The sequence below is a fragment of the Pseudomonas sp. RC4D1 genome (genome assembly GCF_018390395.1).
Classification (GTDB): domain Bacteria; phylum Pseudomonadota; class Gammaproteobacteria; order Pseudomonadales; family Pseudomonadaceae; genus Aquipseudomonas; species Aquipseudomonas danubii.
Window position 1 is genome coordinate 60,288 of sequence record NZ_JAHBAW010000002.1, and the last position, 12,124, is coordinate 72,411.

Genomic DNA, 12,124 nt, shown 5'->3' on the forward strand with positions numbered 1-12,124 from the left:
ATTTTTGTGACTGCCCAAAGAGGTATCCCCATGACTGAACACACCACGCAAACCTTCGACTACATCGTGGTCGGCGCCGGCTCCGCTGGTTGCGTGCTGGCCAACCGTCTGTCCGCCGACCCCAAGCTCAAGGTGTGCCTGATCGAGGCCGGGCCCAGTGACCGCACCTTGCTGCCCGCCGCCTATGTGCGCACCCCGGCGGGGATCATCCGCCTGATCGCCAACCCGCGCTGGAACTGGATGCATCAATTCGGCGCCCAGGCCGCCAGCGGCGACCAGCCCATCCCCTGCCCCCGCGGCCGGGTCTGGGGCGGCTCCAGCGCCATCAACGGCATGATCTACATCCGTGGTCACCGGCAGGACTTCGACCGCTGGGCCGCCGCCGGCAACCAGGGCTGGAGCCACGACGAGCTGCTGCCCTATTTCAAGCGTTCGGAGCATTTCGAACCCGGCGACTCGCCCTGGCATGGCCAGCACGGCGAGCTCAACGTGGCCGAGCAGCGCAGCCCGAGCCCGGTCAATCAGGTGTTCTATGAGGCGGCCACGGAGCTGGGCTGGAGCTACAACCCGGACTTCAACGGCCCGGAACAGGAAGGTTTCGGGCCCTTCCATCTCACCCAGATCAACGGCGAGCGTTGCAGCGCGGCCCGGGCCTTTCTGCACCCGATCCTGCAGCGGCCGAACCTGACCGTGCTGAGCAGCACCCTGACCCACCGGGTGCTGCTGCAAGGCACTCGCGCCAGCGGCGTGGAGATCAGCCACAACGGCCAGGTCCGCCAGTTGCAGGCGCGTCGGGAGGTGATCCTCTGCGCCGGGGCAATCAACTCGCCGCAGTTGCTGCTGCTCTCCGGCATCGGCCCGGCGGAGGAACTGAAAGCCCACGGCATCCTGCCGCGCCACCCGTTGCCGGGGGTCGGCCTGAACCTGCAGGACCACCAGGACATCGTGCTGATGTACCGCAGCGACCCCGAACTGGGCTACGGTCTTTCGCCCAAGGGCCTGCTGCCCCTGGCCCGTTCGCCCTGGCAGTACCTGACCCGGCGCCAGGGACCGCTGACCTCCAACACCGTCGAGTCCGGAGCATTTCTGCGCCTTACGCCCGAGGACCCGGTGCCGGAGCTGGGGCTGATCGTCGCCCCGGCCCTGAAGAACCAGCCCCAGCGCCTGATTCCCGTGGGCCATGGCATCAGCCTGCACGTGGCGGTGATGCACCCGCAAAGCCGCGGCCGGGTGCGCCTGAACTCCGCCGACCCGCACGACAAACCGCTGATCGAGGCCAACTTCCTCAGCCACCCGGAGGACCTGCGCAAGCTGGTGGCCGGCTTGCGCCTGGTGCGCCAACTAGCAGCGACCCGGGCCTTTTCCCAGCGCCTCAAGGGCGAACTGGTGCCCGGCCCGCAGGTACAGAGCCAGGAGCAGATCGAGCAATGGATTCGCCAGCACCTGGGCACCGTGTTCCACCCGGTGGGCAGCTGCAAGATGGGCCACGACGAGTTGGCAGTGGTGGACGACCAACTGCGGGTCCACGGCCTCCAGGGGCTGCGGGTGGCGGACGCCTCGATCATGCCGAGCCTGATCACCGGCAACACCAACGCGGCGGCGATCATGATCGGGGAAAAGGCCGCGGACCTATTGCTGGGTACGGCACCAGCGCAACCGCGCAGCATGCCTCAAGGCGCAACATGCACTTAAGCCGGGGCTCAGGGGCGCTTCGGCGTCTCGGCCGCAGGCGGGTTGGTCTGCCCCTGGCGTGCCCGGTACTCCCCCGGCGCGGTCTTGGCGTAGCGCTGGAAAAACCGGCTGAAATAGGCCGGGTCCTTGAAGCCCAGCTGGTAGCAGATTTCATTCACCGAACTGGCAGTGAACAGCAGCAAGCGCTTGGATTCCTGCATCAGGCGTTCGTACACCAGGCGCTTGGACGGCAGGTCGGCGATGCGTCGGCAGACGTCGTTGAGCCGCGCTTCGGTGACCCCCAAGGCGCTGGCGTAGCGCGCCAGGGGCCAGTGCTCCAGGTAGCGGGCCTCGATCAGCTCGTTGAAGCGATGGAAGATCTGCAAGTCTTCATGCCGTGCCGGACGGGCCTTGAGGGAATTGGCCGAAAGCCTGAGCAGGCTGATCATCAGCAACCGGGTCAGGGCTTCCAGGGCCGGCTCGCGCCCAGCCCCCTGCCCGCCGATTTCCTGCTGCAACGCCTGGAACAGGGACTCCAGGCGCTGTACTTCATTGGCAAACTCCGGCCCCAGGCGCGCCAGCGCCACACACACCGGCGGCACCTGGGGCGCGGGGGCCAGCGTCGGATCGGCACCGATCAACTCCCACACCAGTTGCTGGCGCACGGTGAGCACGTGGCCCTCGCTGTCGGCTTCGGTGACGAAGGCATGGGGAATGGTCGGCGGAGTGAGGAAGAACATCGGCCCCGACTCCAGGTATTGCTGGTCGTCGAGGTAGACCCGCACCGCGCCGCTTTGCACGTAGTGCACCTGGAAGAAGCGGTCGTGGCGATGCACGGGCATGTTGCGCCCGAAGAAGCCGGCGAGGTTGCTGAGCTTGTCGTAATGCACCTGGGCATCGGCGTAGCGCTGATCGTAGACCTGGCCGATGTTGATGTTGGGAATGGGTTGACGTGGGTTCATGGCACCCTTCTGTTTTTTATTTTTCAGCACGCAGAGCGTTGGCATCCTGCGCGATTCGCGGCTTGCCCGCCAGGGCAAGACGCAATCGTTCAGGCCGGCGCTTGACGATCATTAACATATTAAATATAACGTTAATACATTAACGAATTCACCCCGCTAGCGGCAAGCGCCACTGCGGGCCCCGACACCAGGAACCAGGAGACGCTCGATGAGCCGTGCACTGAACGATCACGCCGGCGGCACCCTGTTCGGCGTTGCGCTGAACTACCAGGGGTTGCTGCACAGCCATCTGCAAAGCTTCACCCAGCCGCCCTACCAGAAGCCTCCGGTGAAGCCGGTGCTGTTCATCAAGACCCCCAACACCCGCAATACCCATGAAGCGCCCGTGGTGTTCCCCAAGGACGTCGAACGCCTGCAACCGGGCCCGGCCCTGGGGGTGGTGATCGGCAAGCGCGCCAGCCGGGTGAGCCTGGAACACGCCCTGGAACATGTGGCCGGCTACACCATCGTCAACGAGTTCAGCCTGCCGGAAGACAGCTACTACCGCCCGGCAGTCAAGGCCAAATGCCGCGACGGCTTCTGCGCCATCGGCCCGCAGCTGGTGCCGGCCGCCCAGATCAGCAATCCCCACGACCTGAGCCTGGAGCTGTTCGTCAACGGCGAGCGGGTGCAGCACAACAGCACCGCCAACCTGGTGCGCAACATCCCCCAGCTGATTGCCGAGATCAGCGAATTCATGACTCTGCATGCCGGAGACGTGCTGATCACCGGCACTCCCGAGGGCCGGGTCGATGTGCGCCCCGGCGACCGGGTCGAAGTACAGATCAGCGGCCTGGGCCGTCTGGCCAACAGCATCGTTGCCGAATAAGGAACCGACATGAAACACGCGCGCATCCGCTATCAGGGCCAGGTCCACGACGCTCGGGTCACCGGCCCCAACACCCTGCAACTGGAAGATGGCCGGACCCTGGCCGAGGATCAGGTGCAGTGGCTGCCCCCGGCCACCGGCACCATGTTCGCCCTGGGCCTGAACTACGCCGACCACGCCGCCGAACTGGCCTTCAAGCCGCCCACCGAGCCCTTGGTGTTCATCAAGTCCCCTGGCACCTACACCGGACACAACCAGGTGACCTGGCGCCCGGACAACGTCGCCTACATGCACTACGAGTGCGAGCTGGTGGCGGTGATCGGCAAGACTGCGCGCAACGTCAAGCGCGAGGACGCCCTGGACTACCTGGCCGGCTACACCCTGTGCAACGACTACGCGATCCGCGATTACCTGGAGAACTACTACCGGCCCAACCTGCGGGTGAAGAACCGCGACGCCACCACCCCGGTCGGCCCGTGGATCATCGACGCCGCCGAAGTGCCGGAGCCCAACAAGCTGACCCTGCGCACCTGGGTCAACGGCGAACTGCGCCAGCAAGGCAGCACCGCCGACATGATCTTCGACATCCCCTACCTGATCGAATACCTGTCCAGCTTCATGACCCTGCAACCGGGGGACATGATCGCCACCGGCACCCCCGAAGGCCTCAGCGATGTAGTGCCCGGCGATGAGGTGGTGGTGGAAATCGAAGGTGTCGGCCGGCTGGTCAACCGCATCGTCAGCGAAAGCGAATTCTTCGCCCATCACGCCCACCCAGAGCCCACCGCCGTGGCCAAGGAGCACGCATAAATGATCAAGCACTGGATCAACGGCCGCGAAGTCGAAAGCCGTGAAGTGTTCACCAACTACAACCCCGCCACCGGTGAAGCCATTGGCGAGGTGGCCAGCGGTGGCGCCGAGGAAATTGCCCTGGCCGTGGCCGCGGCCAAGGATGCTTTCCCGAAATGGGCCAATACCCCGGCCAAGGAACGTGCCCGGTTGATGCGCCGCCTGGGTGCGCTGATCGAGGAGAACGTGCCGCACCTGGCGGAGCTGGAAACCCTGGACACCGGCCTGCCGATCCACCAGACCCGCAACGTGCTGATTCCCCGGGCCTCGCACAACTTCGATTTCTTCGCCGAGGTCTGCACCCGCATGGATGGCCACAGCTATCCGGTGGACGACCAGATGCTCAACTACACCCTGTACCAGCCGGTGGGCGTGTGCGCCCTGGTGTCGCCATGGAACGTGCCGTTCATGACCGCCACCTGGAAGACCGCGCCCTGCCTGGCCCTGGGCAATACCGCGGTGCTGAAGATGAGCGAACTGTCGCCGCTGACCGCCAACGAGCTGGGCCGGCTGGCGCTGGAAGCCGGGATTCCCGCCGGGGTGCTGAACATCGTCCAGGGCTACGGCGCCACCGCCGGCGACGCCCTGGTGCGCCACCCGGACGTGCGGGCAATCTCCTTCACCGGCGGCACCGCCACCGGCAAGAAGATCATGCAGACCGCCGGCCTGAAGAAGTACTCCATGGAACTGGGGGGCAAGTCGCCGGTGCTGATCTTCGAGGACGCTGATCTGGAGCGGGCCCTGGACGCCGCGCTGTTCACCATCTTTTCCCTGAACGGTGAGCGCTGCACCGCCGGCAGCCGGATCTTCATCCAGGAAAGCGTCTACCCGCAGTTCGTCAAGGAGTTCGCCGCCCGAGCCAAGCGCCTGATCGTCGGTGACCCGCAGGACCCCAAGACCCAGGTCGGCTCGATGATCACCCAGGCCCACTACGACAAGGTCACCGGCTACATCCGCATCGGCCTGGAAGAAGGCGCGACCTTGCTGGCCGGCGGCCTGGAACGCCCGGCCAACCTGCCGGCACACCTGGCTCGCGGGCAGTTCATCCAGCCCACGGTGTTCGCCGACGTCGACAACAAAATGCGCATCGCCCAGGAAGAGATCTTCGGCCCGGTGGTGTGCCTGATCCCGTTCAAGGACGAGGCCCAGGCCCTGCAATTGGCCAACGACACCGAGTACGGCCTGGCCTCCTACATCTGGACCCAGGACATCGGCAAGGCCCATCGCCTGGCCCGGGGCATCGAGGCCGGCATGGTGTTCATCAACAGCCAGAACGTCCGCGACCTGCGCCAGCCGTTTGGTGGCGTCAAGGGCTCGGGCACCGGCCGCGAAGGCGGCGAATACAGCTTCGAAGTGTTTGCCGAGATCAAGAACGTCTGCCTCTCCATGGGCAGCCATCACATCCCGCGCTGGGGCGTGTAAGGTTTACAACCGTCCCGGATCACGCCAACAAGAAGATGTTTCAGGAGAAGCACCATGGGCGAAGTCGTCATGGCCGCCAAGGTCTGCCACGTTCCATCGATGTACCTGTCCGAACTGCCGGGCAAGCACCACGGCTGCCGTGAGGCGGCCATTGCCGGGCACAAGGAAATTGCTCGCCGCGCCCGGGCGCTGGGAGCCGACACCGCGGTGGTGTTCGATGTGCACTGGCTGGTCAACAGCGGTTACCACATCAACTGTGGTGAAGCCTTCAACGGCACCTACACCAGCAACGAGCTGCCGCATTTCATCAAGAACATGACCTACGACTACCAGGGCTGCCCGGAGCTGGGGGAACTGATCGCCGCCGAGGCCAACGCCGCCGACGTGCGCACCCTGGCCCACAACATCCCCAGCCTGGAGCTGGAGTACGGGACCCTGGTGCCCATGCGCTACATGCACATGGATGTACCCGCCGCCGAGCATTTCAAGGTGGTGTCCATCGCCGCCTGGTGCGCCTGGCACAAACTGGAGGACAGCTTCACCTTCGGCGCCGCCGTGCGCCGGGCGATTGAAAAGAGCGAGCGCAAGGTCCTGGTGCTGGCGTCCGGCTCACTGTCCCACCGTTTCTCCAACGACCGCGAAGCCGAAGCCAACATCCACAACTGGACCCGGGAATTCGACAAGCAGGTGGACCAGCGGGTGGTGGAACTGTGGCAGCAAGGTCGCTTTCGCGAGTTCTGCGCCATGCTCCCGGACTACGCCGCCAGCTGCCACGGCGAGGGCGGCATGCACGACACGGCAATGCTCCTGGGGCTGCTGGGCGGGCCGGAACACCAGCGCCCGGCGGAGATCATCACGCCGCTGTTCGGCAGCTCCGGCACCGGCCAGATCAACGCCATCTTCTAGAAGCGGCGGCAGGTTCCAGCCACTCGCTGCAAGACACAATCGAAAGCAGTGCCAAGCCACCAGCCTCAAGTCACAGGAGTCCGCTCTTGTGGCTTGCAGCTTGACGCTTGCCGCTGCCTCCCAAGGAGGCTTCCCGTGCCGCATTTCATCGCTGAGTACACCGACAACATCGAACAGGCCGCCGATCTGCCGGGGCTGTTCAGCAAGGTTCATGACTACCTGGGCGCCACGGGCGTGTTCCCCCTTGGGGGCATTCGCAGCCGCGGCGTGCGCCTGGACACTTGGCGCATGGCCGACGGCAAGCACGACTACGCCTTTGTCCACATGCGCCTGCAGGTGGGCGCCGGACGGGACCTGGCGACCCGCCGCGAGGTCGCCGAGGGCCTGTTCGACATCATCAAGGCGCACTTTGCCGAGCTACAGGCCCAGCGCTTGCTGGCCCTGTCGTTCGAGATGAGCGAGCTGGATGCCGAGCTGAACTTCAAGCACAACAACGTGCATGAGTTTCTGCGCGGACAGGCCTGAGCATTGTGCCGGCCCTTTCGCCGGCAAGCCGGCTCCTACACAACGCCCATGCCACCCGTAGGAGCTGGCTTGCCAGCGAACAGGCCCGCAAGCCAGGCGCCAGCCCCGAGGCAGACTTCGCTGGCAAGCCGACCCACACAAGAACAATAACGAGATCTCCCCATGTCCCATCCCGCAATCGCCGAGGCTCCTGTGGCCGAGGTCAACGACTGCTATCGCAAGATCACCTGGCGGCTGATGCCGCTGTTGTTCGTCTGCTACATCTTCGCCCACCTGGACCGCATCAATATCGGCTTCGCCAAGTTGCAGATGACCCAAGACCTGGGCTTCAGCGACAGCGTCTACGGCCTCGGCGCCGGGCTGTTCTTCGTGGCCTACGCGCTGTTCGGGGTGCCCAGCAACCTGGCCCTGGAGCGGGTCGGGCCGCGGCGCTGGATTGCCTTGCTGATGCTGGTCTGGGGCCTGCTGTCCAGTGCCCTGATGCTGGTGGACAGCGCCTGGGGCTTCTATGTGCTGCGCTTTCTGCTGGGGGTCGCCGAGGCGGGGTTCTTCCCTGGCATCCTGGTGCTGCTCAACCGCTGGTTCCCGGCCAGCCGCCGCGGTCAGGTGACCGCGCTGTTCGCCATTGCCGTGCCCATGGCCGGGGTGATTGGCGGGCCCCTGTCGGGGTGGATTCTGGAAAGCTTCCACGACGTCGGCGGCCTGCGCGGCTGGCAGTGGATGTTCCTCATTGAAGGCTTGCCCGTGGTGTTGCTCGGGCTGCTGGTGCTCAAGGCCCTGCCGGAAAGCATCGAGCAGGTGGACTGGCTGACCCCGGCGCAGAAAGCCCAGCTGTTGCAGGCCCTGCAACAGGAAGAACAGCGCAAGTCCATCAACCGCTTCAGCGACATCCTCACCGACCGCCATGTCTGGCTGCTGGTGTGCATCTACTTCGCGGTGATGCTGGCGGTGAACACCATCGCCTTCTGGATGCCGACCCTGATCCACCACGCCGGCATCGCCCGGGACAGCAACGTCGGCATGCTCAGTGCCCTGCCCTATCTGGCCGGCTGCCTGTTCATGCTCGGCGTTGGCCGTTCCTCGGACCGCCTGCGCGAGCGCCGCTGGCATTTGGCGATACCGCTATTGATGTCCAGCCTCGGCCTGACCCTCACTGGGCTGGCCCCGGGCGACCCGTGGCTGGTGATGTTCGGCCTGCTGGTGGCGGGCATGGGCGCCAGCGCGGCGCTGCCGATGTTCTGGCAGTTGCCGCCGGCGTTTCTGGCCAGCAGCACCCAGGCCGCGGGCATTGCCCTGATCAGTTCCTTCGGCAGTGTGGCCGCCTTCCTCGCGCCCTACCTGATTGGCGTGGTGCGCGACGCCACCCAAAGCGCCAGCCTCGCCCTCTATGCCCTGGCCCTGCTGATCGCCCTGGGCGCCTGGCTGGTGCTGCGGGTGCCTGCCCATATCGTCAACCCTCGGGAGAAATAACCATGCTCAGCCCTTCGGATATCCAAGAAGCCGCCGCGCGCCTCAACGCTGCCGAACGCAGCCGCGAACAGATCGGCCAGTTGTCCCTGCAATACCCCGACATCAGTATCGAGGATGCCTACGCCATCCAGCGCAGTTGGGTGGAGCAGAAGATCCGCGACGGCCGCAAGCTGGTGGGCCACAAGATCGGCCTGACGTCCCGGGCGATGCAGGTATCGTCCAACATCACCGAGCCGGATTTCGGCGCCTTGCTGGACGACATGCTGTTCGATGAAGGCACGGACATTCCCTTTCAGCGCTTTATCGTGCCGCGGGTCGAGGTGGAGCTGGCGTTCATCCTTGGCAAACCCTTGAAAGGCCCCCACTGCACGCTGTTCGATGTGCTGGACGCCACCGACTGGGTGATCCCGGCCCTGGAGATCATCGACGCGCGCATCCAGCAAGTGGACCCGCAGACCCAGGCCACCCGCAAGGTGTTCGACACCATTTCCGACAACGCCGCCAACGCCGGAGTGGTGATGGGCGGCCGCGCCGTGCGTCCCGGGGATGTGGACTTGCGCAAGGTGCCGGCGGTGCTCTACCGCAATGGCGTGATCGAGGAGTCCGGGGTCTCTGCCGCGGTACTCAACCACCCGGCCAAGGGCGTGGCCTGGCTGGCCAACAAGCTCGCGGCCTACGACGTCGGCCTGGAAGCCGGGCAGATCATTCTCGGCGGCTCCTTCACGCGCCCGGTGGCCGCCCATCCCGGGGATGTCTTCCACGTGGACTACGATCAGTTGGGCAGCATCGCCTGCCGCTTTGTCTGAGGAGACGGCCATGGACATGCCTCTGAACCTGTTCAAACAACGCCTGCAACACAGCGAACCACAGATCGGCCTGTGGCTGGGGTTGGCCGACGGCTACTGCGCCGAGCTGGCGGCCAACGCCGGTTTCGACTGGCTGTTGCTGGACGGCGAACACGCGCCCAACGATCTGCGCAGCCTGCTGGCGCAGCTGCAGGCCATCGCGCCCTATGCAGCCCAGGGCATCATCCGCCCGCCCATTGGCGATACCGCGCTGATCAAGCAATTGCTGGACATCGGCGCCCAGACCCTGCTGATTCCCATGGTGGAAAGCGCCGAACAGGCACGTCAGCTGGTGCGCGCCATGCACTATCCGCCGCTGGGGGTGCGCGGGGTCGGCAGCGCCTTGGCCCGGGCATCGCGCTGGAACAGCATCGCCGGCTACCTGGATCAGGCGGACGAGCAGATGTGCCTGCTGGTGCAGATCGAGAACCTCGAAGGCCTGCGCAACCTGGATGAGATTCTCGCGGTGGACGGAGTCGACGGCGTGTTTATCGGCCCGGCGGATCTGTCGGCGGCCATGGACCAGCGGGGCAACCCCGGGCACCCCGAGGTGGTGGCCGCGATTGAAGACGCCATCGTGCGAATTCGTCAGGCGGGCAAGGCCGCGGGGATTCTCAGTGCCGATCAGCGTCTGGCCCGGCGTTGCATCGAACTGGGGGCCAACTTCGTGGCCGTGGGGGTAGACACCACAGTACTGATGAAAGGCCTGCAGAACCTCGTCGGCCAGTACAAGACCCTGGACGCCCCCACGAGCGAAGGCGGCGTCTACTGACGAACGCTGGCTGGCAGCCTCTTCGCTGGCCAGCCAGCTCACTGGGACTCCCCCCCTGCTTCAGGCCGGCCGCAAGGCCGCCGTCTGGCTCTTGATCTTGATCTTGATCTTGATCTGAACGCCCCGTTAACCACGATGGCCGAACGCAGGCATTGAGCCGTGGGTAACCCGGCAAGGATGCCAGGTTAGCCGCCACCCGGCCATGGATGGCCGGTGGCGGCGGCCCACGGATCAATGCCGGAGTTCGGGCATGCCGAGCCTAGGCGAGGCACCGAGTGGAGGGGCAAAGCCCTTTGGTTACTTTGGGGCCCCAAAGTGACTCGCCGTAAGGGCGAAACCGCCAGCCGCCGCCCCCGCAGAAATGGATATTTACCCCAAACCGCCACCGTGAGAGCGAAACCCTAAGCAGCCATTACCGCAGCACCGGATATGCCCACCACCGGCCCTAATTAACGAACTTCGCTGGCCAGCTCCAGCGAGTATCTAGCGGGCGTTGCGGGCCAGGCGCCAGACCCGGGCGATGTCGGCGGCGCGTTCGCGCAGCAGGCGCGGGGCCTCGCGGCAGGCCTGTTCCAGGCTCATGGGACCTGAGGTCAGGGCGAAGGCTGCGTCCACACCGTGGGCGTACATCTGCTGGTAACCCTCGCCCAGGGTGCCGGCAATCACGATCACCGGAACGCCCTGCTCCCGGGCAATACGTGCGACGCCAAAGGGGGTCTTGCCGCGCAGGGTCTGGGCGTCGAAACGCCCTTCGCCGGTAATCACCAGATCGGCACCCTGCATGGCCTGCTCCAGGCCCACCAGCTCCGCCACCACTTCCACCCCCGGGCGAAATTGCGCGCCGAGGAACGCCTTGGCGGCAAACCCCAGGCCGCCCGCCGCGCCGCTGCCGGGTTCGTCACGCAGGTCCTTGGGCAACACCTGGGCACACAGGTCGGCGAAGTGCCCCAGGGCCCGGTCCAGCGCTTGCACCTGTTGCGGCAAGGCACCTTTCTGCGGGCCGAAGATCGCCGAGGCACCGTGCTCGCCACACAGCGGGTTGTTGACGTCGGCGGCGATTTCAAAACGTACCTGGGCCAGACGCGGGTCCATGCCATCGAGCTCAATACCGGCCAGATCAGCCAAGGCCAGACCACCCCGGGGCAGTACCTGGCCCTGGCGATCCAGCAATTTGAGACCCAGGGCTTGCAGGGCACCGGCGCCACCGTCGTTGGTGGCGCTGCCGCCGATGGCCAGGATGATGCGCTGGGCCCCGGCCTCCAGCGCGGCCAGGATCAGTTCCCCCGTCCCGAAGGTGCTGCTGTTGCAGGCATCGCGCTGGTCCAGCGCCAGTAATTGCAGGCCGCTGGCCTCGGCCATTTCGATGATTGCCGTGTGGCTCTGGGGCAGCCAGCCCCAGCGGGCTTCGACCGTCGCCCCCAGCGGCCCCTGGACCCGATGGCTGCGCAGTTGCCCGTCACAAGCGGCGAGAATCGACTCCACCGTGCCCTCGCCGCCGTCGGCCATCGGGCATTGACGTAGCTCGGCGTCGGGCCAGACCTCGGCCAGCCCCAGGGCAATGGCCTGGGCCACGCCTTCGGCACTCAGGCTGTCCTTGAACGAGTCGGGGGCGATGATGATCTTCATGTGGTGTTCTCCGGTTCTTGTGCCGCCATGCTGCCACTTGGCGCAGGCGCTGGCCCCGGTCCGCTGCACAAGTCCGGGGGCGCTTTATTGTTCATTGCTACAACGGCGCAACCTCGCCTAGCGTTGAAACCGCTGCCGCAGACTGCGAATGGGCGCGTAGCACTCGCCAGGGGCTTGAAGGCGATGCAGGTTTGACGGGAGATTGCCA

The 12,124-nt window shown here is 65.7% G+C and carries 11 protein-coding genes; 9 read left to right on the top strand and 2 right to left on the bottom strand.

The window, feature by feature from the left end:
- The first annotated feature begins 30 nt into the window (after positions 1–30).
- Positions 31–1,692 (top strand): GMC family oxidoreductase, encoded by a 1,662-nt coding sequence (locus KHO49_RS15940; RefSeq protein WP_213665301.1) that lies wholly within the window; start codon positions 31–33, stop codon positions 1,690–1,692.
- A gap of 8 nt (positions 1,693–1,700) precedes the next feature.
- Here KHO49_RS15940 and hpaA read toward each other — a convergent pair whose 3' ends face one another.
- Complete coding sequence (gene hpaA / locus KHO49_RS15945; protein WP_213665302.1) at positions 1,701–2,633, bottom strand: 4-hydroxyphenylacetate catabolism regulatory protein HpaA; 933 nt, start codon at positions 2,631–2,633, stop codon at positions 1,701–1,703.
- Between the two features lie 208 nt (positions 2,634–2,841).
- Here hpaA and KHO49_RS15950 point away from each other — a divergent pair, with 208 nt between their 5' ends.
- The 8 genes from KHO49_RS15950 to hpaI all read left to right on the top strand — a co-directional run bounded on the left by KHO49_RS15950 (position 2,842) and on the right by hpaI (position 10,290).
- A complete protein-coding gene (locus KHO49_RS15950; protein ID WP_102882630.1) occupies positions 2,842–3,501 on the top strand; it encodes a fumarylacetoacetate hydrolase family protein in 660 nt (219 codons plus the stop codon).
- A gap of 9 nt (positions 3,502–3,510) precedes the next feature.
- On the top strand, positions 3,511–4,311 hold the full coding sequence (locus KHO49_RS15955; protein WP_110652638.1) for a fumarylacetoacetate hydrolase family protein: 801 nt from the start codon (positions 3,511–3,513) through the stop codon (positions 4,309–4,311).
- Positions 4,312–5,772 (top strand): 5-carboxymethyl-2-hydroxymuconate semialdehyde dehydrogenase, encoded by a 1,461-nt coding sequence (gene hpaE / locus KHO49_RS15960; protein WP_213665303.1) that lies wholly within the window; start codon positions 4,312–4,314, stop codon positions 5,770–5,772. It begins immediately after the preceding gene.
- Between the two features lie 54 nt (positions 5,773–5,826).
- Positions 5,827–6,678, top strand: coding sequence for a 3,4-dihydroxyphenylacetate 2,3-dioxygenase (gene hpaD / locus KHO49_RS15965; RefSeq protein WP_110596615.1), 852 nt, complete (start codon positions 5,827–5,829; stop codon positions 6,676–6,678).
- A gap of 135 nt (positions 6,679–6,813) precedes the next feature.
- Complete coding sequence (locus KHO49_RS15970) at positions 6,814–7,203, top strand: tautomerase family protein (RefSeq protein WP_213665304.1); 390 nt, start codon at positions 6,814–6,816, stop codon at positions 7,201–7,203.
- A 162-nt stretch (positions 7,204–7,365) separates the two neighbouring features.
- Positions 7,366–8,673 carry an MFS transporter gene (locus tag KHO49_RS15975; RefSeq protein WP_213665305.1) on the top strand — a complete coding sequence of 436 codons (1,308 nt, stop codon included), beginning with the start codon at positions 7,366–7,368 and terminating at the stop codon, positions 8,671–8,673.
- A gap of 2 nt (positions 8,674–8,675) precedes the next feature.
- On the top strand, positions 8,676–9,479 hold the full coding sequence (gene hpaH / locus KHO49_RS15980; protein ID WP_213665306.1) for a 2-oxo-hept-4-ene-1,7-dioate hydratase: 804 nt from the start codon (positions 8,676–8,678) through the stop codon (positions 9,477–9,479).
- Positions 9,480–9,489: 10 nt separating this feature from the next.
- A complete protein-coding gene (hpaI, locus tag KHO49_RS15985; protein ID WP_213665307.1) occupies positions 9,490–10,290 on the top strand; it encodes a 4-hydroxy-2-oxoheptanedioate aldolase in 801 nt (266 codons plus the stop codon).
- A 483-nt stretch (positions 10,291–10,773) separates the two neighbouring features.
- Here hpaI and KHO49_RS15990 read toward each other — a convergent pair whose 3' ends face one another.
- Positions 10,774–11,916, bottom strand: coding sequence for a glycerate kinase (locus KHO49_RS15990; RefSeq protein ID WP_213665308.1), 1,143 nt, complete (start codon positions 11,914–11,916; stop codon positions 10,774–10,776).
- Positions 11,917–12,124 lie beyond the last annotated feature (208 nt).

Coding starts and splice junctions, on each gene's coding strand:
- KHO49_RS15950 (WP_102882630.1), top strand. CDS start 2,842: ATGAGCCGTGCACTGAACGATCACGCCGGCGGCACCCTGTTCGGCGTT.
- hpaA (WP_213665302.1), bottom strand. CDS start 2,633: ATGAACCCACGTCAACCCATTCCCAACATCAACATCGGCCAGGTCTAC.
- hpaH (WP_213665306.1), top strand. CDS start 8,676: ATGCTCAGCCCTTCGGATATCCAAGAAGCCGCCGCGCGCCTCAACGCT.
- KHO49_RS15955 (WP_110652638.1), top strand. CDS start 3,511: ATGAAACACGCGCGCATCCGCTATCAGGGCCAGGTCCACGACGCTCGG.
- KHO49_RS15940 (WP_213665301.1), top strand. CDS start 31: ATGACTGAACACACCACGCAAACCTTCGACTACATCGTGGTCGGCGCC.
- hpaI (WP_213665307.1), top strand. CDS start 9,490: ATGGACATGCCTCTGAACCTGTTCAAACAACGCCTGCAACACAGCGAA.
- KHO49_RS15990 (WP_213665308.1), bottom strand. CDS start 11,916: ATGAAGATCATCATCGCCCCCGACTCGTTCAAGGACAGCCTGAGTGCC.
- hpaD (WP_110596615.1), top strand. CDS start 5,827: ATGGGCGAAGTCGTCATGGCCGCCAAGGTCTGCCACGTTCCATCGATG.
- hpaE (WP_213665303.1), top strand. CDS start 4,312: ATGATCAAGCACTGGATCAACGGCCGCGAAGTCGAAAGCCGTGAAGTG.
- KHO49_RS15975 (WP_213665305.1), top strand. CDS start 7,366: ATGTCCCATCCCGCAATCGCCGAGGCTCCTGTGGCCGAGGTCAACGAC.